The 22,248-nt window shown below is 67.3% G+C and carries 18 protein-coding genes; 3 read left to right on the forward strand and 15 right to left on the reverse strand.

Annotation, left to right across the window (positions count from 1 at the left end; translation table 11 throughout):
• Positions 1 to 25: 25 nt before the first annotated feature.
• From IG194_RS06770 to IG194_RS06805, 8 genes are all read right to left on the reverse strand, one after another.
• Positions 26 to 1,033, reverse strand: a complete 1,008-nt coding sequence (locus IG194_RS06770) for a chemotaxis response regulator protein-glutamate methylesterase (protein WP_058073167.1) — start codon at positions 1,031 to 1,033, stop codon at positions 26 to 28.
• A gap of 180 nt (positions 1,034 to 1,213) precedes the next feature.
• Positions 1,214 to 3,466 (reverse strand): hybrid sensor histidine kinase/response regulator, encoded by a 2,253-nt coding sequence (locus IG194_RS06775; protein WP_058487267.1) that lies wholly within the window; start codon positions 3,464 to 3,466, stop codon positions 1,214 to 1,216.
• Positions 3,463 to 4,131: a chemotaxis protein CheW gene (locus tag IG194_RS06780; protein WP_058487268.1), complete on the reverse strand. Its 669-nt coding sequence runs from the start codon at positions 4,129 to 4,131 to the stop codon at positions 3,463 to 3,465. The genes IG194_RS06775 and IG194_RS06780 overlap by 4 nt, the downstream gene beginning before the upstream one ends.
• A complete protein-coding gene (locus IG194_RS06785) occupies positions 4,124 to 5,365 on the reverse strand; it encodes a CheR family methyltransferase (RefSeq protein ID WP_064987560.1) in 1,242 nt (413 codons plus the stop codon). The genes IG194_RS06780 and IG194_RS06785 overlap by 8 nt, the downstream gene beginning before the upstream one ends.
• Complete coding sequence (locus IG194_RS06790) at positions 5,362 to 5,862, reverse strand: chemotaxis protein CheW (RefSeq protein ID WP_009616521.1); 501 nt, start codon at positions 5,860 to 5,862, stop codon at positions 5,362 to 5,364. The genes IG194_RS06785 and IG194_RS06790 overlap by 4 nt, the downstream gene beginning before the upstream one ends.
• A complete protein-coding gene (locus IG194_RS06795) occupies positions 5,837 to 7,456 on the reverse strand; it encodes a methyl-accepting chemotaxis protein (protein WP_058487270.1) in 1,620 nt (539 codons plus the stop codon). The genes IG194_RS06790 and IG194_RS06795 overlap by 26 nt, the downstream gene beginning before the upstream one ends.
• Before the next feature lie 172 nt (positions 7,457 to 7,628).
• Positions 7,629 to 8,372, reverse strand: a complete 744-nt coding sequence (locus IG194_RS06800; protein WP_009616519.1) for a YkgJ family cysteine cluster protein — start codon at positions 8,370 to 8,372, stop codon at positions 7,629 to 7,631.
• A 102-nt stretch (positions 8,373 to 8,474) separates the two neighbouring features.
• Positions 8,475 to 9,416, reverse strand: a complete 942-nt coding sequence (locus IG194_RS06805) for a class I SAM-dependent methyltransferase (protein ID WP_058487271.1) — start codon at positions 9,414 to 9,416, stop codon at positions 8,475 to 8,477.
• A gap of 891 nt (positions 9,417 to 10,307) precedes the next feature.
• Between IG194_RS06805 and IG194_RS06810 the strand changes: the two genes are divergently transcribed.
• The gene (locus IG194_RS06810) at positions 10,308 to 12,671 is read left to right on the forward strand and encodes a DNA polymerase II (RefSeq protein WP_058487272.1); all 2,364 of its coding nucleotides are present in this window, start codon (positions 10,308 to 10,310) and stop codon (positions 12,669 to 12,671) included.
• Positions 12,672 to 12,921: 250 nt separating this feature from the next.
• Here the strand turns inward: IG194_RS06810 and IG194_RS06815 are convergent, their stop codons facing one another.
• Positions 12,922 to 14,544 carry an MFS transporter gene (locus tag IG194_RS06815; RefSeq protein WP_058487273.1) on the reverse strand — a complete coding sequence of 541 codons (1,623 nt, stop codon included), beginning with the start codon at positions 14,542 to 14,544 and terminating at the stop codon, positions 12,922 to 12,924.
• Positions 14,545 to 14,662: 118 nt separating this feature from the next.
• On the reverse strand, positions 14,663 to 16,321 hold the full coding sequence (locus tag IG194_RS06820; RefSeq protein WP_058487274.1) for a GMC family oxidoreductase: 1,659 nt from the start codon (positions 16,319 to 16,321) through the stop codon (positions 14,663 to 14,665).
• Between the two features lie 132 nt (positions 16,322 to 16,453).
• Between IG194_RS06820 and IG194_RS06825 the strand changes: the two genes are divergently transcribed.
• On the forward strand, positions 16,454 to 17,365 hold the full coding sequence (locus tag IG194_RS06825) for a LysR family transcriptional regulator (RefSeq protein ID WP_058487275.1): 912 nt from the start codon (positions 16,454 to 16,456) through the stop codon (positions 17,363 to 17,365).
• A gap of 63 nt (positions 17,366 to 17,428) precedes the next feature.
• On the opposite strand, the gene IG194_RS06830 is transcribed toward IG194_RS06825, so the two are convergent.
• Together IG194_RS06830 and IG194_RS06835 are read right to left on the reverse strand one after the other, a co-directional pair.
• Positions 17,429 to 17,953 carry a hypothetical protein gene (locus IG194_RS06830; protein ID WP_141679731.1) on the reverse strand — a complete coding sequence of 175 codons (525 nt, stop codon included), beginning with the start codon at positions 17,951 to 17,953 and terminating at the stop codon, positions 17,429 to 17,431.
• Positions 17,946 to 18,692 (reverse strand): hypothetical protein, encoded by a 747-nt coding sequence (locus tag IG194_RS06835; RefSeq protein ID WP_141679730.1) that lies wholly within the window; start codon positions 18,690 to 18,692, stop codon positions 17,946 to 17,948. Before IG194_RS06835 ends, IG194_RS06830 begins: the two co-directional genes overlap by 8 nt.
• A 361-nt stretch (positions 18,693 to 19,053) precedes the next feature.
• Between IG194_RS06835 and IG194_RS06840 the strand changes: the two genes are divergently transcribed.
• Positions 19,054 to 19,554 (forward strand): Bro-N domain-containing protein, encoded by a 501-nt coding sequence (locus IG194_RS06840; RefSeq protein ID WP_058487276.1) that lies wholly within the window; start codon positions 19,054 to 19,056, stop codon positions 19,552 to 19,554.
• A 338-nt stretch (positions 19,555 to 19,892) separates the two neighbouring features.
• On the opposite strand, the gene IG194_RS06845 is transcribed toward IG194_RS06840, so the two are convergent.
• The 3 genes from IG194_RS06845 to IG194_RS06855 form a co-directional block, all read right to left on the reverse strand.
• Positions 19,893 to 20,435, reverse strand: a complete 543-nt coding sequence (locus IG194_RS06845) for a topology modulation protein (protein ID WP_058487277.1) — start codon at positions 20,433 to 20,435, stop codon at positions 19,893 to 19,895.
• Between the two features lie 396 nt (positions 20,436 to 20,831).
• Entirely contained in the window at positions 20,832 to 21,314 is a 483-nt protein-coding gene (eco, locus tag IG194_RS06850; protein WP_058487278.1) for a serine protease inhibitor ecotin, read from the reverse strand.
• A 120-nt stretch (positions 21,315 to 21,434) separates the two neighbouring features.
• On the reverse strand, positions 21,435 to 22,157 hold the full coding sequence (locus tag IG194_RS06855; protein ID WP_058487279.1) for a DUF533 domain-containing protein: 723 nt from the start codon (positions 22,155 to 22,157) through the stop codon (positions 21,435 to 21,437).
• Between the last annotated feature and the right edge of the window lie 91 nt (positions 22,158 to 22,248).

Consider the following 22,248-nt stretch of genomic DNA (forward strand, 5'->3'; position numbering starts at 1 on the left):
CGCCGCTGGCGCTGCCTCCGGAATGTCAGCCGTACAGTTCGCCCAGGCGCCGGGCGATGTCGCCCAGGGCTCGGATCTCGGTGGCGGCGCCGATCGCCGCGGCGGCCTTGGGCATGCCGTACACGGCGCTGCTGGCCTGGTCCTGGGCCAGGGTCAGGAAGCCGCGCTCGCGCATGTGCTTCAGGCCCTGGGCGCCGTCACGGCCCATGCCGGTGAGCAGCACGCCGGTGGCCTGGCCCACCCAGTTGTCGGCCACGCTGTCGAAGAACACGTCGATCGAGGGCCGGTAGATGTGCCCGCAGGGCTCGGCGGTGTAGGCCAGCTCGCCGTTGCGTTGCAGGCGGATGTGGTCGTTGGTGCCGGCCAGCAGCACGCAGCCGGGCTGCGGCACCTCGCCGTTGCGCGCCAGGCGCACCGGGATGCGCGCCTGGCTGGCCAGCCATTCGGCCATGCCGGCGGCGAACACTTCGTCCACGTGCTGCACCACCACCATGGCCGCGGAAAAGCTCGCCGGCAGCAGGCCCAGCAACTCGGCCAGGGCCGCCGGGCCACCGGCCGAGGCGCCCACGGCCACCAGGCGGCGGGCCTTGGCCGGGTTTTCGCGCACGGCGACCTCGCTGCGCGGCCGGCTGTTGCCCGGGGCCGACAGCCAGGCCAGGTTCTGCAGCTTGCGCAGCAGCGGGCGGGCCGCCTCCAGGGAGTCGCCGACGCCCAGCGCCGGGGTGTTCACCGCGTCCACCGCGCCGCAGCCCATGGCCTCGAACACCCGCGAGAGGTTCTGCTCCAGGTCCACGGTGACCACGATGATGGCGCAGGGCGAGGCGGCCATGATCCGCCGCGTGGCCTCCACACCGTCCATCACCGGCATCAACAGGTCCATCAGCACCACGTCGGGGGTCTGCGCGGCGCACATTTCCACTGCCTCGGCGCCGTTGCTGGCGACCCAGAGCACGCGGTGCGTAGGTTCGAAGGCCAAGGCCCGGCGCAGCGCTTCCACGGCCAGCGGCATGTCATTGACGATGCCAATCCTCATCTTAGGGTCGGCTCCCGTTTCGGCGCGAGCCGCGTTGCCGCGCAACCCGAAGGGACGGGCCGCATTTTGCGCAGCGCCGCGTTACTCGTCGTTCATTTGGAATAACCAAACCTCTCTCCTCGCGCCTTGCTCTGCGCAAAATGCGGCTCCGTCGCGGCCGCGCCGAAACGGGAGCCGACCCTACGCACCTCCAATTAGATCAACCACCGCATCCAGCAGGGCCTCGTCGTGGAAACTGGCCTTGGCCAAGTAGTAGTCGGCGCCGGCATCGAGCCCGCGGCGGCGGTCCTCCTCGCGGTCCTTGTAGGACACGACCATGACCGGCAGGGCTTGCAGGCGGGCGTCGCGGCGGATCAGCCCGACCAGTTCTATACCGTCCATGCGCGGCATGTCGATATCCGTGATGACCAGGTCGAAGCGCTCCGAACGCAGGGCGTTCCAACCGTCCATGCCATCCACCGCCACCGCCACGTCGTAGCCGCGGCCGGCCAGCAGCTTGCGCTCCAGTTCGCGCACGGTGAGCGAGTCGTCCACCACCAGCACGCGCTTGCGCAGCGCCGCGCCCTGGCGGTTGCCGGCGTCGATGCGTTCCAGGCGGCCGCTGGCCAGCAGCTTGTCCACCGAACGCAGCATGTCCTCGACGTCGAGGATCAGCACCGGCGTGCCGTCGTCCAGCACGGCGCCGGCGGAAACGTCCTGGACCTTGCCCAGGCGCGCGTCCAGCGGCATCACCACCAGGGTGCGTTCGCCGATGAAGCGCTCCACCGCCACGCCGTACAGGGTGTCGCGCTCGCGGATCAGCACCAGCGGGATGTCGCCCTCCGGCGCGCGGCCTTCCGGGCGCTGCAGCAACTGGTGCGCGGCCACCAGGCCGACGTGCCGGCCCTCGTGCCAGAACTGCTGGCGGCCCTCGATCTGCACGATCTCTTCCGGTGCCAGGCTGCGCATGCGCTCGATGTGCGCCAGGGGGAAGGCGTAGGCCTCGCCGCCGATTTCCACCACCAGGCTGCGCACCACCGAGAGGGTCAGCGGCACCTCGATGTGGAAGTGGCTGCCCTGCCCCGCCACCTGCTCCATGCGGATGCCGCCGCGCAGCTGGCGCACCATGTGCAGCACGGCGTCCAGGCCGACGCCGCGCCCGGACACCTCGGTGACCTGCTCGCGCAGGCTGAAGCCGGGCAGGAAGAGGAAGGCCAGCAGTTCCTCCTCGGACAGCCGCGCGACCGTCTCCCCGGTGGACAGGCCGCGACGCACTATGCCTTCGCGCAGGCGTTGCAGGTCGACGCCGGCGCCGTCGTCGCGCAGGTCGAGCACCAGCATGCCGGCGTGGTGCCGCGCCAGCAGGCGGATCAGTCCCTGCTCCGGCTTGCCGGCCCGGCGCCGCGCGTCCGGCGTCTCGATGCCGTGATCGACGGCGTTGCGCAGCAGGTGCGTCAGCGGCGCTTCGAGTTTTTCCAGGACCTCGCGGTCGACCTGGGTGGACACCCCGTCCACTTCCAGGCGCACCGACTTGCCCAGCTCGCGACCGAGGTCGCGGACCATGCGCGCCTGGCCGCCGAGCACGTCGGCGAAGGGCCGCATGCGGCAGGCCAGGGCGCTGTCGTAGAGAGTCTGGGCGCGCTGCGAGGTGGTCCAGGCGAACTCGTCCAGCTCGGCCATCTGCTCGCCCAGCAGTTGCTGGCACTCTCCGACCAGACGCCGGGCATCGGCGAGGAAGGCCTGGACCTGCGGGTCGAGGCTGGCGCCGGCGGCGTCGCGGGCGCCGTCGAGCAGGCGGCTGGCGGTGGCCTGCAGGCGCTTGAGGCGCTGCATGGAGGCCAGTTGCGGTTGCAGGCGCTGGGAGTCGACCAGGGCCTTGCTGGAAAGGTCGAGCAACTGGTTCAGGCGCTCGGCGGTGACGCGCAGCACCCGGCCGGTGCCCTCCTCGCCCTTTTTCTCGACTGCGGCGGGCGCCGGCTCGGCGGTTTCGGCCGGTGGCTCTGGCGGCGCAGCCGGCGGCGCTTCAGCGGCGACAGGTGCGGCGGGCTGCGCAGGCTCCGCGCCCAGCAGTGTCTCCAGGCGCTGCACCAGGCCGGGCACCGCCGCACGCGCCGCGGCGGCCTGTTCGGCCTGGACATCGGCGATGTGCAGCAGGATATCGGTGCCGGCCAGCAGAGCGTCTATGTGCTCCGCGCCCAGCAGCAGGCGGCCGTCCTGGGCGGCCACCAGGCACTCCTCCATGACATGGGCGACCTGCACGCCCTCGTCCAGGCCGACGATGCGCGCGGCGCCCTTGAGCGAATGCGCGGCGCGCATGCAGGCCTCCAGCTGCGCGGCCTGGCGCGGCTCGCGCTCCAGCGCCAGCAGGCCCTGGCCGAGCGCCTGGGCCTGGGCCTCGGCCTCCAGGCGGAAGAGTTCCAGCAGCGAGGCGTCCTTCATCTGCTCGGGGGTCATGCCAGACTCCGGGCGGCGGCGGCAAGCAAGGCCTGGTGGTCGAGCAGGCGCACGCTGCGCTCGCGCCACTTCAGCACGTCGTGGGTGAAACGGCTGCCGGCCGCCGCGGCGACGCGCGCCTGGCCCGGCGCCAGCGGGTGGATGCCGTCCACCTCGTCCACCGGCGCCAGGACCGGCCCGCTGTCGGTGGCCAGCACCAGCATGCGCGGCAGGCGGCGGCCCTCGTCCTCGCGCGGGGCGGAAGGCGGCAGGCCGAGCAGTTCGGCCAGCGACAGGCAGGCGACCAGCGCGCCGTGCACGTTGGCCACGCCCAGCACGACCGGCGAGCGCTGGTGCGGCAGCGAATGCACCGGGCAGTTCGGCGCCACCTCCGCCAGCGCCAGGGTGCGCAGGGCCAGCCATTCCTCGCCGAGGCGGAACAGCAGGTAGGCGTCGCCCGGCGGCGCCTGGTCCTCGACGCTGGCGGCCTGCTCGCCTTCGGCGCCCAGGGCGTAGCGGTCCAGCAGGCGCACGGCGACGGCGGCGTGGACCGGGCAGTTGCGGCAGTGGATGTGTTCGGCCAGCCGCGGGCAGGACTTGTCGCCGCGGATGCCGATGCGGTTCCAGCAGTCGTCCACCGCCTGTTCGGCGGCCTCCGGATGCAAGTGGTAGCGCTGCTCAGGCATCGCGCTTCACTCCTCGCGCGGCGCGCTCCTGCAGGCGCCGCGCGCCTTCCCGGTCGCCGCGGGCGGCCAGCAGGGCGGCCAGGTGCAGCAGGCTTTCCTGGTGGTCGGGCTGCAGGTACAGCGCCTTGCGGTAGTAGCCCTGGGCCTGTTCGTTGCGGCCCTCGGCATCGGCCAGCAGGCCGAGCCAGTAATAGGCCTGGGCCGACGGGCCGTGCTGGGCCAGGTAGGCCTCGCAGGCGGCGCGGGCCTGGGCCGTCTGGCCCAGGTTGGCCAGCCGGGCGATTTCCGCCAGGCCCTGTTCGGCACCGCTCGGCGGCGCTACCGCCGGCCTGGCGGGTGGCGGCGGAGGCGCGCGGCGCGGTGCCGGACGCGGCGCCACGGCGGGCGGCGGCGTGGTTTGCATGGTGGGGCGCGGCCTGGCCGCCGGCGCCTCGGGCTGCGCCGCCACGCGCAGGAAGGCGAAGGACTGCGGCACGCCCAGCGCGCGCAGCCCCGGGCGCGACGTCAGGCTGGCCTCGGCCGGGCCGATGAACAGCGCGCCGTCCTCGCGCACCAGGCGCAGCAGCACCTGCACGGCGCGTTCCTGGGTGTCGCGGTCGAAATAGATCAGCAGGTTGCGGCAGAACAGGAAGTCGTAGGGCGCCTCCTCGGCCAGCAGGCCGGGCGCCAGCAGGTTGCCGCGGCGCAGGCGCACGCGGCGGCGCACCCGTTCGTCGAGGCGGTAGTCGGGGCCCTCGGCGTGGAAGTAGCGGTCGCGGAAACCCAGTTCGCTGCCGCGGAACGAGTTGCGCCCGTACACGCCATGGGCCGCGCGCTCCAGCGAGGCCGGGCTGACGTCCAGGGCGTCGATCTGGAAGGCCGCTTCCGGCAGCCCCGCATCGAGCAGGGCCATGGCGATGGAGTACGGCTCCTCGCCGGTGGAACAGGGCAGGCTGAGCAGGCGCAGGGGTCGCGCGCCGGCCAGTTCCAGTTGCCGGCGCAGGGCCAGGCGGCCGAGGGCGGCGAAGGATTCGGGGTAGCGGAAGAACCAGGTCTCCGGGACTATCACCGCCTCGATCAGCGCCTGCTGCTCCTCGGCGGAGCCCTGCAGGCGCAGCCAGTAGGCCTCCAGGTCACCGCCGCTGCTACGGTTGGCGCACTGGCGCACGGCGCGGGCGATGACCGCCTCGCCCACCGACTCCGCGTCCAGGCCGATGCGCGCCTTGAGCAGTTGGCTGAAACGCGCGTCGCTCATGGCCGCTCACCCTGGGCCAGGAGCAGTTCGCGCACGTGCTCGGGCAGCAGTTCGTCCACCTGCACGCGCTGCAGCAGGCCCTCGGCGTCTTCCAGCACCGGCCCCAGGTAGCGCGCCTCGCCCGGCTCCAGGCCGTAGTCGCGGAAGGCCGCCGGGTCGCGGCGCAGGGTCTGGCTGGCCTGTTCCAGGATCAGCCCCAGACGCCGCTGCGGGCCGCTGCCGGCGAAACGGTAGTCCACCAGCACCAGGCGCGTGCTGGTGTGCCGCGGCGCCGGGCGGCCGCAGGCGATCTGGCTGAGGTCGAGCACCGGCAGCAGCTCGCCGCGGTGGACGAACAGCCCGGCCACCCAGGCCGGCGCCTCGGGCACCTGCTTGAAGCGCCGCAGCGGCAGGACCTCGACGATCTCGTGCACGTCCAGCGCGTAGCGGTCGGCGCCCAGGCGGAACTGCAGGTACAGCCGCCCGCCGGCCTCAGACCTTGAAGCGCGAGACGCCATTGCGCAGTCCATTGGCCACAAGGTTCAGCTCGTCGATGGCGAAACCGGCCTGGCGCAGCGACTCCACGGTCTGTCCGGTGGCCTCGCCCAGTTGCACCAGGGCCTGGTTGATCTGCTCGGCGCCAGTGGCCTGCGCCTGCATGCCTTCGTTGACCATCTGCACCCGCGGCGCCAGGGCCTGCACCTGGTGGATAATCTGCGACAGCTGCTCGCCGACCTGGCCGACCTCGGCGATGCCGCGGCGCACCTCCTCGGAGAACTTGTCCATGCCCATCACCCCGGCGGACACCGCCGACTGGATCTCGCGGACCATCTGCTCGATGTCGTAGGTGGCCACCGCGGTCTGGTCGGCCAGGCGGCGTACCTCGGTGGCCACCACGGCGAAGCCGCGGCCGTACTCGCCGGCCTTCTCCGCCTCGATGGCGGCGTTGAGCGAAAGCAGGTTGGTCTGGTCGGCGACCTTGACGATGGTGGTGACCACCTGGTTGATGTTGCCGGCGCGCTCGTTGAGGATCGCAAGCTTCGCGTTGACCAGCTCGGCGGCGCCCATCACCTGGTGCATGGTCTCTTCCATGCGGGCCAGGCCCAGCTGGCCGGAGCCGGCCAGGGTGGAAGTCTGTTCGGCGGCGCTGGAGACCTCGGTCATGGTGCGCACCAGGTCGCGCGAAGTGGCGGCTATCTCCCGCGAGGTGGCGCCGATCTCGGTGGTGGTGGCGGCGGTCTCGGTGGCGGTGGCCTGCTGCTGCTTGGAAGTAGCGGCGATCTCGGTGACCGAGGTGGTGACCTGGATGGCCGAGCGCTGCGCCTGCGCCACCAGGGCCTTGAGCTCCTCGGCCATGCCGTTGAAGCCGCTCTCGATCACCCCGAACTCGTCGTTGCGCTCCAGCGCCAGCCGCGCGGTGAGGTCGCCGCCGCTCATGGTCTCGAGGGTCTTCACCACCTTCTCCACCGGGCCGGTGATGGCGCGCATCAGCAGCAGGCCGAGGACGCCGGCGGCGACGATGGCCAGCAGCAGCGAGACCAGCATGGCGGCCTCGGCCAGCTCCACCTGGTGGACGATGGCGATGACCGCCGCATCGGCGATCTGCCGGTTCAGCGCGATCAGCTCGTTGAGCGTCTGCCGGCCCTTCTCCCAGGCCGGCAGCAGGTCGTGCAGCAGCGACTGGCGGGCGGCCTGGTGGTCCTTGTCGTAGAGGTCGAGCAGTTGCTCCAGTTGCGCCTGGAAGTCCAGCGCCTGCTGCTTGTAGCGGGCCAGCAGCTCGCGGTCGGCCGACGCGTGCACGGTGGCCTCGTAGGTGGCGATGCGCTGCAGCAGGGTCTCGTGCAGTTCGCGGAAGCCCTGGCGGCCGGCGGCGTCCAGCGGCTTGCCGTCGCCCAGGCCGACCAGGGCCTGGGTGCGCAGCATGGTGTCGGTCCAGGTGGTACGCACCGTGGTCAGCGCATAGGTGCCCGGCATGGCGTCGGTACTGACGCTGCGCGAGTCGCGCTCGACGGCGAGCAGGGCGATGTAGGAAACCACCACCATCAGCGACATGATCGCGATCACGACCGCGAAGCTGGCCAGGATACGTCGGCGGAGCGTCCAATTCTTCACAGTATTCCCCTGGTGATGATCGGCTGTCTGACAGGTAAAACCTGCAGACGAAGGCAGATTGGCGTCAGCCTTCTTTTCAGTTCTAGCGGAAAATGCCGCATATATTATCCGCACCGGCGAATTTTCGGCGTCATTATTCCGAAGGACTACTACCCGGCCATCCCCTCCCCCATCAGGCCGCGCGCAGGGGAATGAAGGCGCAGTCGTCGCTCAGCAGGGCGGCGATCATCGCCCCGGTTTCCTCCAGTTGGCGGGCCAGGTCGTCGCTGGAGACATGCAGCTGCCAATCCGCCGCGGAGCTGGCCGGCGTCTGCGCGCGCACCGCGTCCAGGGCCGCCAGGAAGGCCTTGCGCTGCGGCAGGTAGGCGGTGAAGCCGTCGCCCTTGAGCGCCGAGACGCTGATGCCCAGGCGCTCGCAGATGGCCGCCTTGGCGGCGATCTCCTCGCGGTCGGCCTGGCGCGAGCGCTCGACCAGCGCCGCCAGTTCGGTGTCCACCAGGCGTCCGCCGACGATCAGCTCCGGGCCCTCGTCCCAGACCTGCGGCGGGCAGTCCTTGGCCTCCGCGCGCAGCGGGATGTGCGGGTTGATCTCCATGGGGTAGATGCGGCACACCAGCGGCCGCCGCTCGTAGATGCCGCAGCGCATGTCGCTGCCCAGGTGGCGGCAGGCGCCCTGGTTGAAGGCGGCGAAGGTGATCGCCAGGTGCGCCTGGGTGCTGCCGCAGCGCACCGGCAGCGAGCGGCGCAGCACGTGCTCGCGCTGCCCCTCCGGCAGCCCGGCGCCGTCGTCCAGCACCGCCTCCAGCAGGACGATCAGGCTGCCGCCGTCGGCCACCCAGTCGCGGGATTCGTCGAGGGTCAGGGGTACGTGGTGGTCATGGCAGCACTTGCCGCAACCGTTGCAGGAAAAGCGCATGGGATTCGCTCCGTGGCCAGGGGATGACGGAAAACCGGCGTTTTCCGTGCCATGGCCGATGCGGAGCAGATTGTGTGCCAGGTGTTACATCCAGGTGCGGACTTAGCCCGGGTAGGCGAACACCAGCGCCTTGAGCGCCGCATTCTCATCGACGTCGGCGAATTCCGGCGGGTTGTCCAGGCGCTCGACGAAGGCCAATTCCGGCGCCTCGGCCGCCATGCCCTGGATGAGGAAGGCCGGGCTCACGGACGGATCGTTGACGCAGGCCAGCACCCGGCCGCCGGGCGCCAGCAGCTCGGGCAGGCGGCGCAGGATGCGCGGGTAGTCCTTGCCGAGGGCGAAGCTGCCCTTCTGGAACGACGGCGGGTCGATGATCACCAGGTCGTAGGGCCCGGACTTCTTCACCTTGCCCCAGGACTTGAACAGCTCGTGGCCGAGGAATTCCACCCGCGACAGGTCGTGGCCGTTCAGCCGGTGGTTGTCGCGCCCGCGGCTGAGCGCGGCGCGCGCCATGTCCAGGTTGACCACGTGCTCGGCGCCGCCGGCGATGGCCGCCACCGAGAAGCCGCAGGTGTAGGCGAACAGGTTGAGCACCCGCTGCCCGGCGGCCCGGGCCTGCACCCACTGGCGGCCCAGGCGCATGTCGAGGAACAGCCCGTTGTTCTGCTTGCGCCCCAGGTCCAGCAGGTAGCGCAGGCCGTTCTCGCTGACCACGCGCTCCTCCGGCACCTCGCCGAACAGGGCCTGCATGGCGCTGTCCGGGCGGTAGCGGTGCTGCAGCAGCAAGGCCTCGGCGCCGCTGGCGCGCCATTGCGGCGACTCGCACAGGCCCAGCAGCAGGCGCTCCAGCGCCGCCAGTTCATCTTCGCCCGGCTCGCGGAACAGCGACACCAGCAGCACGCTCTGCAGCCAGTCCGCGGTCACATGCTCCAGCCCCGGCCAGCGCCGGCCGCGGCCGTGGAACAGGCGGCGAACCTCGGCGGGCGGCGCCTCCAGAGCGGCCAGCAGCTGTTGCAGGAGTACGTCGAGGGCTTGTGCGTTCATGGCGTCGGGGCTGGAAAAAGGGGCGGCCATTCTGGACAGGATCGGCGCAAAAGAGAACCGCTGGGGGTGCATTGGCGATAGTGTTTCCCTGGTAGCTGTATCTCACAGAAACGCCCGGCAATCGCGGACGGAATCTCCTACGCAGCGCTAACCGTCGCGCCCCATGTAGGAGCGCGCCCTGCGCGCGATTCGCCGGCAGGGCACCGTCGTAGAAGCAACCGTCTTGCAGGCTGCGCCGAAGCGCCCTTCGTAGGATGGGTTGAGCTTGCGAAACCCATGCGGTCACGGTGATGGGTATCGCTTCGCTCAACACCATCCTACGAAAGCAACATCGGCGTAAGGGGTATAACCGTTCGCGGTTATACGCCGCCGTCGTGCCATCGGGGCGTCCGGCGTGGCGGGTGAATCCAATCGCGGACGGAGTCCGCTCCTACGCCCGTGCTTCCCTGCCACCGTAGGAGCGGCGGTCTTGCAGGCCGCGCCGAAGCGCTCTTCGTAGGATGGGTTGAGCTTGCGAAACCCATGCGGTGGCGCTGATGGGTATCGCTTCGCTCAACACCATCCTACGAAAGCAACATCGGCGTAGGGCGTATAACCGTTCACGGTTATACGCCGCCGTCGTGCCACCGGGACGTCCGGCGTGGCGGGTGAATCCAATCGCGGACGGAGTCCGCTCCTACACCCGTGCTTCCCTGCCACCGTAGGAGCGGCGGTCTTGCAGGCCGCGCCGAAGCGCTCTTCGTAGGATGGGTTGAGCTTGCGAAACCCATGCGGTTGCGGTGATGGGTATCGCTTTGCTCAACACCATCCTACGACGGTGTCTCTCCTGCACCTTGTAGCGGATTTATCCGCGATAATGAACGCCTGAAAGATTCTTCCCAGGGGTTACCGGTGGCAGCACAACACGGCTTCGTCCTCACCCGGCACTGGCGCGACACGCCCGCCGGCACCGAGGTGGAGTTCTGGCTGGCCACCGACGCCGGCCCGCGCCGGGTACGCCTGCCGCCGCAGACTTCGGTGGCCTTCCTCCCCGCCGCCCAGCGCGAGGCGGCGCAGCGCCTGCTGCAAGGCGAAACCGGCGTGGAGCTGCGCCCGCTGCAGCTGCGCGACTTCGAGCAACGCCCGGTGCTGGGCCTGTACTGCCGCCAGTACCGCCAGCTGATGGACCTGGACAAGCGCCTACGCGCGGCCGGCATCGAGGTGCTGGAAGCCGACATCCGCCCGCCGGAGCGCTACCTGATGGAGCGCTTCATCACCGCCCCGGTGAGCTTCGATGGCGAGGCCGATGCCGAGGGCGTGCTGTGCGAAGCCGTGCTCAAGCCGGCGCCGGACTACCGGCCGCAGCTGAAGCTGGTGTCCCTGGACATCGAGACCGACATCCACGGCAACCTCTATTCCATCGCCCTGGAAGGCTGCGGCCAGCGCCAGGTGTACATGCTCGGCCCAGCCAATGGCGACGCCAGCTGGCTGGACTTCGACCTGGCCTACCGCGACAGCCACGGCGAACTGCTGGAAAGCCTCAACCAGTGGCTGGCCGAGCACGATCCCGACGCCATCATCGGCTGGAACCTGGTGCAGTTCGACCTGCGCGTGCTGCGCGAGCACGCCCAGCGCCTGAAGATCCCCCTGCGCCTGGGCCGCGACGGAGACGAGATGCACTGGCGCCAGCACGGCAGCGGCAGCAACCACTACTTCGCCGCGGCCGCCGGGCGGCTGATCATCGACGGCATCGAGGCATTGCGTTCGGCCACCTGGAGCTTCCCCTCCTTCAGCCTGGAAAGCGTGGCGCAGACGCTGCTGGGCGAAGGCAAGGCGATCGACAACCCCTACGACCGCATGGCCGAGATCGACCGCAAGTTCGCCGAGGACAAGCCGGCCCTGGCACACTACAACCTCAAGGACTGCGAGCTGGTCACGCGCATCTTCGCCAAGACCGAACTGCTGCACTTCCTGCTCGAACGCGCCAGCGTCACCGGCCTGCCCGCCGACCGCAGCGGCGGCTCGGTGGCGGCCTTCACCCACCTGTACCTGCCGGCCATGCACCGCCTCGGCTTCGTCGCCCCCAACCTCGGCGGCAAGCCGCCGGAGGCCAGCCCCGGCGGCTTCGTCATGGACTCGCGCCCTGGGCTGTACGAATCGGTGCTGGTGCTGGACTACAAGAGCCTGTACCCGTCGATCATCCGCAGCTTCCTGATCGACCCGGTGGGCCTGGTGGAAGGCCTACGCCAGCCGGACGACGAGCACTCGGTGGAAGGCTTCCGCGGCGCCCGCTTCTCGCGCAGCCGGCACTGCCTGCCGGCCATCGTCGAACGTGTGTGGCAGGGCCGCGAGGCGGCCAAGCGCGAGGGCAACAAGCCGCTGTCCCAGGCGCTGAAGATCATCATGAACGCCTTCTACGGCGTGCTCGGCTCCAGCGGCTGCCGTTTCTTCGACCCGCGCCTGGCGTCGTCCATCACCATGCGCGGGCACCAGATCATGCGCCGCACCCGCGAGCTGATCGAGGCGCAGGGCCACCAGGTGATCTACGGCGACACCGACTCCACCTTCGTCTGGCTCGGCGGTGCCCACGCCGAGGCGGACGCCGAGCACATCGGCCGCGCCCTGGTGCAACGCATCAACCAATGGTGGAAGGAGCACCTGCGCGAAACCTACGACCTGGAAAGCGCCCTGGAGCTGCAGTACGAAACCCACTACCAGCGCTTCCTGATGCCCACGGTGCGCGGCGCCGAGGAAGGCAGCAAGAAGCGCTACGCCGGCCTGGTGCGGCGCGCCGACGGCAGCGAGGAAATGGTCTTCAAGGGCCTGGAAACGGTGCGCACCGACTGGTCGCCGCTGGCCCAGCGCTTCCAGCAGGAGCTGTACGAACGCATCTTCCGCCGCCAGCCCTACCAGGACTACGTGCGCGACTACGTGCGCCGCACCCTGGCCGGCGAGCTGGACGCCCTGCTGGTCTACCGCAAGCGCCTGCGCCGGCGCCTGGACGACTACGAACGCAACGTCCCGCCCCACGTGCGCGCAGCCCGTGCCGCCGACGACTACAACCAGAGCCAGGGCCGCCCGCGGCAATACCAGCACGGCGGCTGGATCAGCTACCTGATCACCACCGCCGGCCCCGAGCCCCTGGAAAACCGTAGCGCCCCCATCGACTACGAGCACTACCTGACGCGCCAGCTGCAACCGGTGGCCGACGCCATCCTGCCCTTCGTCGGCGACGACTTCGCACGACTGGTCGATCGGCAGATGGCGTTGTTCTGAACACGCCTGCCGGCGATGGCCCCGGCTGGACGTAGGGCGCATAACGCCTACGGCGTTATCCGCCGAATCGCGGACAGAGTCCGCTCCTACAGGTTGACACCAAACTTCCCACGCACGCCGAACAGCCCCCTCTCCCTTCAGGGAGAGGGTTGGGGAGAGGGGGCGGCGCCACCCCGAAACACAGTCGCCGCCGGAAGGCCCCGTTCGCGAGCAAGCTCGCTCCTACGAAGAGCCCCCGGCGGCGCCGTGATCAATCGGCATGGATGTCGTTGTGCCGCGTCTCGCGCAGGAACAGCAGCGAGCACACCAGGCTCACGCCGGTGATCAGCACCGGGTACCAGAGGCCGTAGAAGATGTTGCCGGTGTACACCACCAGGGCGAAGGAGATGGTCGGCAGCAGGCCGCCGAACCAGCCGTTGCCGATGTGGTACGGCAGCGACAGCGAGGTGTAGCGGATGCGCGTCGGGAACAGCTCGACCATCAGCGCCGCCAGCGGGCCGTAGCAGCAGGTGGCGATGAAGATCAGCGCCACGATGATGGCGATCACCATCGGCCGGTTCACCAGCGAGGCGTCGGCCTGGGTCGGGTAGCCGGCTTCCTTCACCGCGGCGCCCAGGGCGGCGGCGTCGAAGCCTTCGATGCGCTTCTCGCCCACGCTTACCACCAGCTCGCTGCCGGACGGCGCGGCCTGGGTGCTGTAGGGCACGCCGCCTTTCACCAGCAGGGTCTTGGCCTTGTCGCAGGGGCTGTCGAATTTGGCCTTGCCCACCGGGTCGAACTGGAAGGTGCAGGTGGCCGGGTCGGCCATCACCACCACCGGGGCCTGGCGCGAGGCCTGGTCGATCTGCGGGTTGGCGTAGTGGGTCAGGGCCTTGAACAGCGGGAAGTAGAACACCGTCGCCAGCAGCAGGCCGACCACCAGCACCGGCTTGCGCCCGACCTTGTCGGACACCCAGCCGGCCAGCACGAACAGCGGCGCGCCTATCACCAGGGAGATGATCAGCAGCACGTTGGACAGCCCCGGGTCGACCTTGAGCACCTGGGTGAGGAAGAACATCACGTAGAACTGCGCGGCGTAGAAGGTCACCGCCTGGCCGGCGTTGATGCTGAACAGGGCGATCAGCACGATCTTCAGGTTGCTCCAGCGGGTGAAGGACTCCTTCAGCGGCGACTTGCTGATCTTGCCCTCGGCCTTCATCTTCAGGAACGCTGGCGACTCCTGCATGGACAGGCGGATCCAGGTGGAAATGCCCAGCAGCACGATGGAAATCAGGAACGGCAGGCGCCAGCCCCAGGCCTCGAAGGCTTCGCCTGTGGCCTGGCGGCAGCCCCAGATCACCAGCAGCGACAACAGCAGGCCGGCGGTGGCGGTGCACTGGATCCAGCTGGTGTAGGCGCCGCGCTTGTTGGCCGGGGCGTGCTCGGCGACGTAGATGGCCGCGCCGCCGTATTCGCCGCCCAGGGCCAGGCCCTGCAGCAGGCGCAAGGCGATGAGGATGATGGGCGCGGCCACGCCGATGCTGGCGTAGGACGGCAGCAGGCCGACGCAGAAGGTCGACAGGCCCATCAGCAGGATGGTGGCGAGGAAGGTGTACTTGCGCCCGATCATGTCGCCCAGGCGGCCGAACACCAGGGCGCCGAAGGGCCGCACCAGGAAGCCGGCGGCGAAGGCCAGCAGGGCGAAGATGAAGGCGGTGGTGTCGTTGACGCCGGCGAAGAACTGCTTGCTGATGACCGCGGCCAGCGATCCGTAGAGGAAGAAGTCGTACCACTCGAACACGGTGCCGAGCGAGGAAGCGAAAATCACCTTGCGCTCTTCGCGGCTGCTGGAGCGCCCCCGCTCGAACGACTGGGGCTGTGCTAGATCGGTCATTACGGCTCTCCTGCCCCTCGTGGGGGCTCTTATTGTTGTTTCAGCCTCGACCGCCACGGCCCGGGGCCGCGCGACGCTGTCTGGTGTCGAACCTCGTGTCGTCCCGCCGGGGTGGCCGTCAGGACAGGGCCTTCTCCTCCCGGCCGCTGATAGGGATGACCTCCGCCTGCCGCGAGGGTTCGGCCAGGATCATCCGCGCCGCCTTCTCGGCGATCACCAGCACCGGCGAGCAGCTGTTGCCGGAAGTCAGGCTGGGCATGATCGAGGCGTCGGCGATGCGCAGGCCGGGGATGCCGTGCACGCGCAGCTGGCTGTCGACCACGGCATTCGGCCCGCTGCCCATGCGGCAGGTGCCGGCAGGGTGGAAGATGGTGGTGCCGATGTCCGCCGCGGCGCGGTGCAGGTCTTCCTCGCTGCGGAAGTCCGGGCCGGGCTTGTATTCCTCCGGGCGAAAGCGCGCCAGGGCAGGCGCGGCGGCGATGCGGCGGGTCAGGCGGATGGCGTCGGCGGCCACCTTGAGGTCTTCCGGGTGGCTCAGGTAGTTGGGCTGGATCAGCGGCTTGGCGCGCGGGTCGGTACTGCGGATGCGCACGCTGCCGCGGCTTTGCGGGCGCAGGTCGCATACCGAGGCGGTGAAGGCCGGGAAGGCGTGCAGCGGCTCGCCGAAGCGCTCCAGGGACAGCGGCTGCACGTGGTATTCGAGGTTGGCCGAGGCCTGGCCGGGGTCGGACTTGGCGAAGGCGCCCAGCTGGCTCGGCGCCATGGACAGCGGGCCGCTGCGCTTGAACAGGTACTCCAGGCCCATGCCGACCTTGCCCCAGGGCGTGGCGGCGATGCGGTTCAGCGTGCGGGTGCCCTGGATGCGGTAGATCAGCCGCAGCTGCAGGTGGTCCTGCAGGTTCTCGCCGACACCGGACAACTCGTGGCGCACGCCGATGCCCAGTTGCTCCAGCAAGGGCCGCGGGCCGATGCCCGAGCGCTGCAGCAGGGTTGGCGAGCCGATGGCGCCGGCGCACAGGATCACCTCGCGGCGCGCCCGCAGTTCGCGGCGGGCGCCCTGCCAGTCCACCACCAGGCCTTTGGCGCGGCCGTCTTCGAGGATCAGTTGCTGCGCCTCGACATTCGTCAGCACCAGCAGGTTCGGGCGCTGCTCGACCGGGCGCAGGAAGGCCTTGGAAGCATTCCAGCGCACGCCGCCACGCTGGTTCACCTGGAAGTAGCCGCAGCCTTCGTTGTCGCCGCCATTGAAGTCGTCCACCGAAGCGATGCCGGTCTGCGCCGCCGCCTCGCGGAAGGCATCGAGGATTTCCCAGGATAGCCGCTGCTGCTCCACACGCCATTCGCCGCCGCCATGGTGGATGGCGCTGTCGCCGGCGAAGTGGTCCTCCATGCCGAGGAACAGCGGCAGCAGGTCGTTCCAGCCCCAGCCGGGGTTGCCCTCGGCGGCCCAGCCGTCGTAGTCGCGGGCCTGGCCGCGCATGTAGATCATGCCGTTGATCGACGAGCAGCCGCCGAGCACGCGGCCGCGGGGGTACTTGATGGCGCGGCCGTTGAGGCCGGGCACCGCTTCGGTGTCGAAGCACCAGTCGGTGCGCGGGTTGCCGATGCAGTAGAGGTAGCCGACGGGGATGTGGATCCAGGGGTAGTTGTCCGGGCCGCCGGCTTCGATCAGCAGCACGCGGTTGGCCGGGTCGGCGGACAGGCGGTTGGCCAGCAGGCACCCGGCGGGGCCGGCCCCCACGATCAGGTAGTCGAAAGCGTCCAGTGCCTGGGGCATGGGCTGACCTCCAGTTGTTCTTATAGTTAGTCGTTCTTATCGATGCGTCGCTTGAGGCTAGCCGCTCATTCGCGATAAAAAAACGAACATTTCGAGTCAGCTGCTGATCGTTTTCTAACAACGGAGCCCGCCATGTTCGACTGGAACGACCTGCGCTACTTCCTCGAACTGCACCGCAGCGGCCGCCTGCTGGCCACCGCGCGCAAGCTGGGCACCACCCACGCCACCGTGGCCCGGCACATCGAGAACATCGAACGCGACCTGGGCACCCAGCTGTTCGCCCAGCACACCGGCGGCTACCAGCTGACCCCGGCGGGCCTGGCGCTGCTCAAGCACGCCGAGGCCATGGAGAACACCGCCCTGCTCGCCCAGGAGGAAATGAGCCAGAGCATCAGCCCGCTGGGCCAGGTGCGCCTGGGCGTGACCGAGGGCCTGGGCACCATGTTCCTCGCCCCGCGCCTGGGCGAGCTGATGCGCCAGTACCCGGGCCTTGAGCTGGAACTGGTGTCGGTGCCGCGCTTCGTCAGCATCACCAACCGCGAGGCAGACATCGCCATCACCTTGGAAAGGCCCAACGCCGACCTGGTGATCAGCCGTCGCCTGACGCGCTACCGCCTGAGCCTATTCGCCAGCCCCGCCTACCTGGAAAAGGCCCCGCCCCTGCGCGACCGCGACGACCTGTGCAAGCACCAGTGGATCGGCTACGTGGACGACCTGCTGTTCAGCCAGGAACTGATGTTCCACCACAGCTTCTGCCGCCACCCCCAGGTGGTGTTCCGCAGCACCAGCGTGGTGGCCCAGCAACAAGCCGCCCAGGCCGGCGTCGGCCTGGCCATCCTCCCGCAGTTCATGGGCCTGCACGACCCGCTGCTGGTACCGGTGCTGCCGGAGGAATTCATCGAGCGGGAGTACTGGATGTGTACGCGACGGGAGTTGCACCGGTCGGTGCGGCTGAGGTTGGTTTGGGATTTTCTGGTGGGGTTGTGTGAGCGGGAGCAAGAGGTGTTAATGGGGAGCAAGAACTTGGGAGCCTCTCGGCTATAGCACAACCCAAATCCCCATACATAAATCTCTAAAAACCGTTCTCAATGCACTCCCGAGATACACCTACCGATATCCATTGCGCCGTTGTACTCTATCGTTCGTCACAGCTTGCTCTGCCTTTAGCTTACTTACATCATCACGCAAAAAATTCAAGTTCCCCTTCACATCCCTGACATCTTCCTTAATAGAGTCTACATCCTTAGAAATAGAGACATTAGAAATCTTGATATCTACAAGCCTATCATCTTGAACAGAGACCCTCTGCTTTATCTCAACGATATCCTTACCCGCCATATCCAAGTCATACCTAAAAATAAAATAAGCTGACACTCCACCTGCGACCATCACTAAAAAACCTGCAATCAAACCGTACACCTCAAAGATATCCCTTAGCCTCTGAGCAATACTTTTTTCGGCAGGAACTCTCGCTGACGCCCTAACCTGAACAGTTCCACCACTCCCAACATCAACTTCAGTACTCTGGGGTGGTCGCTCCTCCCCCATACCATCTGTAGGAGCAGTTTCTGCAGAGTTAACAGGTAAGACCGCGCGCGAAACGCCACTTGGAATGAAACGTTTTCTACTCATTCACCAGCCCCAAGGTTTCTAGCCGTTCCTTCAACAGGCGTCGCTTTCCAGAAAACTCTTCATGAACACTCTTCAACTCACGAAGCGGGTTTAATTTCGCCGGATTATAGTACTTCTGAACATCTATATTTGCATTTGCCCGCCCTGAAAGCTTGAAATCCATATCTCTTTCAGAGTTATATATACTATAAATACAATTCCAAAAATCTGCAGTTTCAGGATTAAAATCCCCATGACTTGAGAGCACCCGCCTCTCTTCGAAGTGCAAATTAAATCTTGAACTATGGGAGCCACTAGCCACCGGAAGCTTAACTAGACCAGACATCAGCTTATCGCTAGAATTCTCTCCCTCGCCAAAAAGCAAAAACTCACCAACCACCCCAATTCGCCTTACAGCAGGAAACTTCATTACCTTATCCAAAATCTTCCAGAGAGCGCCAAACTCCTCTATTACCTTCCCCACTCCCAACGAACTAACCCCTGGACTCGAAGAGCTACGAGTATAGACAACCTGCGCCGTATCAATATGGAGAACATTCTTCATATCCTCCGTAAAAAATCCAACCTGATAGTTAGTTACATCACTACTACCGCCAACCCTTGTAAATAAGGGAAACTCTTTTCCCTGACCAGAATTTGCAGCAGAAACAACCGCATCAGTCAAAATACCAGAATTCGAAGATAAGCGAAAAACTCGCTCATTAAGCACCACCCCAACAACCACCTTGTTTAATATCATTAGTCCCTTCCAAATCAGAATTTTCCCCACACGGCACGATACTAACTCGTCACCTTCCTTCCGAGAAGAGCCTAACTTTAATTTCCGAACGACAACGCCGCACTTAACAAGAGGCCTATAGTTGACCTTATCAGCCTAAGCGTCTAAATTTCCGCTCGGTGCTGAACACACCTCTCGTAGCGGTTACATATCCATGCCCGAAAGCATGCGACCCAAGGTTATAGCCCTGCTATGGCCGGGTAGCGCGCAGCTATACAACACCCGAAAGGGGAAATCTGCGGGCCGTCTACGAGCGGTGTTCAAGTACCCGGCCACCCTCTCTGAACAAGGGGGTTTTGAACAAATCTCGTAGGAAATCACTATGTCCATGGACGCTTTCACTGCCTCTGTGCAGCCTTTCCCACCACCCCCCCTTCCCCTCATCCCCACCCACTTCTACCGCCATAAACGCCGCCTCCGTGCCCTGCTGATCGAAGGCCAGCCCTGGTTCGTCGTGCGCGACCTGAGCAAGTTGATGAATGCCTTTCTGCAGGATCGCCTGGCGCGCAATCTCGATCCGGATCAGTTACGCCACGCCATGCTGCGCAATGACAACGGCTTGGCCGAAGAGGTGGAATTGCTGAGCGAGTCCGCAGTGTATGCCGTGCTGATTCTTTTCCACCATCCGGAGAACCGTGGCATTCGCCAGTGGATCAGCAATTCGGTGGTGCCGAGCCTGCGAGATGCGGCTGCGCCGGCGCTGGGTGAGGTGCCGCAGCGGCGGTTGCTGCGTTGGGAGCAACAGCAGTTGAGCGTGCTGGATTGGCAGGGGCAGGTTTGGGTGCCGTTGCCGGAGTTGGCGCAGACGATGCGCTTGGGTTGAGGTCGGCGCCCCGTGGCTTGGGCTGCGGGGTGCTTTTGTAGGAGCGAGCTTGCTCGCGAAGGGAGTTTCCCGGTCATGTCGGTGCCAGGCATGAGAGCGCCCTCTCCCTAACCCTCTCCCTGAAGGGAGAGGGGACCGTTGGGCAGAGTTGGATGTCATGGTGTTAGCCGGCCACGATGGTGGTTCCGGCTGAAACCATCCTTCCCCACTGGCACGAACAAGCTCCCTCTCCCTTCAGGGAGAGGGCTGGGGAGAGGGGACGGACTCAACCGAACACACCAGAATCGACGGCGAGCTCGCTCCTACCAGCGCGGTATTGACGACTCAGGTCTCTGCACTCAGAGGTTGTGTTCCGCTGTCGCAGACGGATTCCAGTCCAACTCCCGGAGAAACTGCCTGACCTCACGCCGCGAGCGCAGGCGGATGATCCGCCGCCCCTGCCGGTGCGCATCCAGCAATTCCATCACCTTGGGGCGGCTGCGCTTGGGGTAGTTCCAGATCCAGTTCAGGAATGCCGGATCGGGCAATTGCTCAGGGCAGCCTTCGGCCATGTCCGGGCGGACTCGGCCGCGGTAGCGGAAGCCGCGCCAGAGGGCGCGCCACAGGCAGAGCAAGGGTGGCAGGTCGAGGAGGATCACGGTGTCGCAGGCGGCAAGGCGCTGCGCCAGGGTGCCAGAGTAGTTGCCGTCCATCACCCAGCGCTCGCCCAGGCAGAGCGCCTGTACGCGGGCCTGCCAGTCCGGTTTTTCCGGCTCTTGCCAGCCGGGCTGCCAGTACAGGGCGTCCATGTGGATGACCGGTAGCGCCAGGCGCTGGCCAAGGGTGGCGGACAAGGTGCTCTTGCCGCTGCCACCGGAGCCGATGATCAGGATTCTTTGCACAGAACTCTCCCTGTTGACCTGCTGTAGGGCGCGTATTGTGCTGCAACCCTGCCGTTGACGTTAAGTGAGTCCAGGCGAACTGCATCGCAGGCCGAACCGTGGCGCTCTTCGTAGGATGGGTGGAGCGAAGCGATACCCATCGCCGTGCCCGGCCGGGCGCCAGCACTGCTGGCGGGATCGCGGACGGAGTCCGCTCCTACAGGTCGCCGGGAAATACGGCATTCCTCTCCCCGTAGGAGCGGACCTTGTCCGCGATTGCCGGAGGTTTCGGCGCGGATCGCGGATAAGATCCGCTTACGCTACCCCACCCGCGCCATTCCCATGTAGGAGCGCGCCCTGCGCGCGAATCGCGGGCAGGGCCCGCTCCTACAGGATGCATGGGTTTGGTCGGGGGGGTTATTCGGCGCGGGCGTGTTCGACTTTGTCGGAGGCGGACCAGATGCGGTAGCGGACTTCGATGTCTTTCGGGGCGTAGATCACGATCGGCAGCTTGCTGTTGTAACGCAGCAGGAAGCCGTCGCCGACCACCGGTACGAAGTCCTTCTTGCTGGCACCTTGCGGGCAGGCCATCAGGGTGCTGGCCGGGCCGCCGACCTTGTCCAGGCGGTAGTAGGGGTAGCCCCAGCCTTCCAGGGTCTTTTCTTCCAGGCTGCCGCCCAGGCGTTGGCGGTTGCAGTCGACGGTGAGGGTCTTGCCGGCCAGGACTTCGACCTTGAAGTTTTCCTCATGGGCTTGCTGCGGCAGGTGGATGACCTGGCGCACAAAGCCGTCTTCGGCCTTGGGATAGGGCGCCACGTCTTCGAGTTTGGCAGCGTTGGCCAGGGTGGCGGTGGCGCTGAGCAGCAGCGCGGTGGAGAGGGTGAAACGGGTGAAGGGCATGACGCCTCCTTGCCGGTTGAAGGGCGAACGCATCGCGCAGGATGCGTTCGTCCGGATTGATTGCATCCCTTCGACCATGCGCCTGTGCGAATGCGCGGCCCGGGGCCGCGCGAAGTTGTTTCAGGCTACTTCACCGCCGGTCTTGGCCTGCTGTTCCAGGTGCGCCTGCAGCTCCGGGTCGAGCTGCAGCTGGTAGGCCAGTTCGTCCAGGTAGTTGCGTTCGCTTTCCTGCTGGTCGTCCACCAGCATCACGCTGGCCAGGTACATTTCCGCGGCCTTGCCCGGATCGCCTTGCGCGGCCTGGGCCACGTCGGCGGCTTCGAGGGGTTTCTGCACTTCGTTGTCGAGCCAGGCCTGCAGTTCCGGCTCGCCGGCGTGGCGGGAGATTTCCGCGTAGATCGCCTGCTTTTCCTTGTCGTCGATGCGGCCGTCGGCCTTGGCCGCGGCGATCAGGGCGATGAGGATGGCGTGGCTGTGGGCTTCGGCTTCGTCGCCGGAGAGCTGGTCGACGGTGGTCGGCGGCTGTTGCTGCGCGGCGGCCGCCTGTTGCTGCTGCCAGTTCTGGTAGGCCTGGAAGGCCATCATGCCCAGGGAGGCGAGCATGGCGTAGTTGACCCCGCCGCCGCTGGAGCGGCCCTGGCTGGCCGGGGCGCCGCCGCCGAGCATGCTGCCCAGCACGCCGCCGAGGCCGCCCAGGCCTCCGGCCGCTGCGCCGCCGGTGGCTCCGCCGAGCAGGCCGCCGAGCAACCCGCCAAGGCCTCCCAGGCCGCCTGCGCCGCCCTGTTGCGCCTGCGCGCCCTGGCCGGCCCGCAGCAGTTGTTCCAGCAGATCCGTGGTGTTCATGGCAGCGCCCTCGGCGTGGTTGCAGTCAGGCAACGATAGTCCCGGTGGCGGATTCCGCCAATGCCGTCCGGGACTATTCAGGGGCGCGCTG

Source organism: Pseudomonas sp. ADPe (assembly GCF_014843515.1).
Lineage (GTDB): Bacteria > Pseudomonadota > Gammaproteobacteria > Pseudomonadales > Pseudomonadaceae > Pseudomonas > Pseudomonas citronellolis.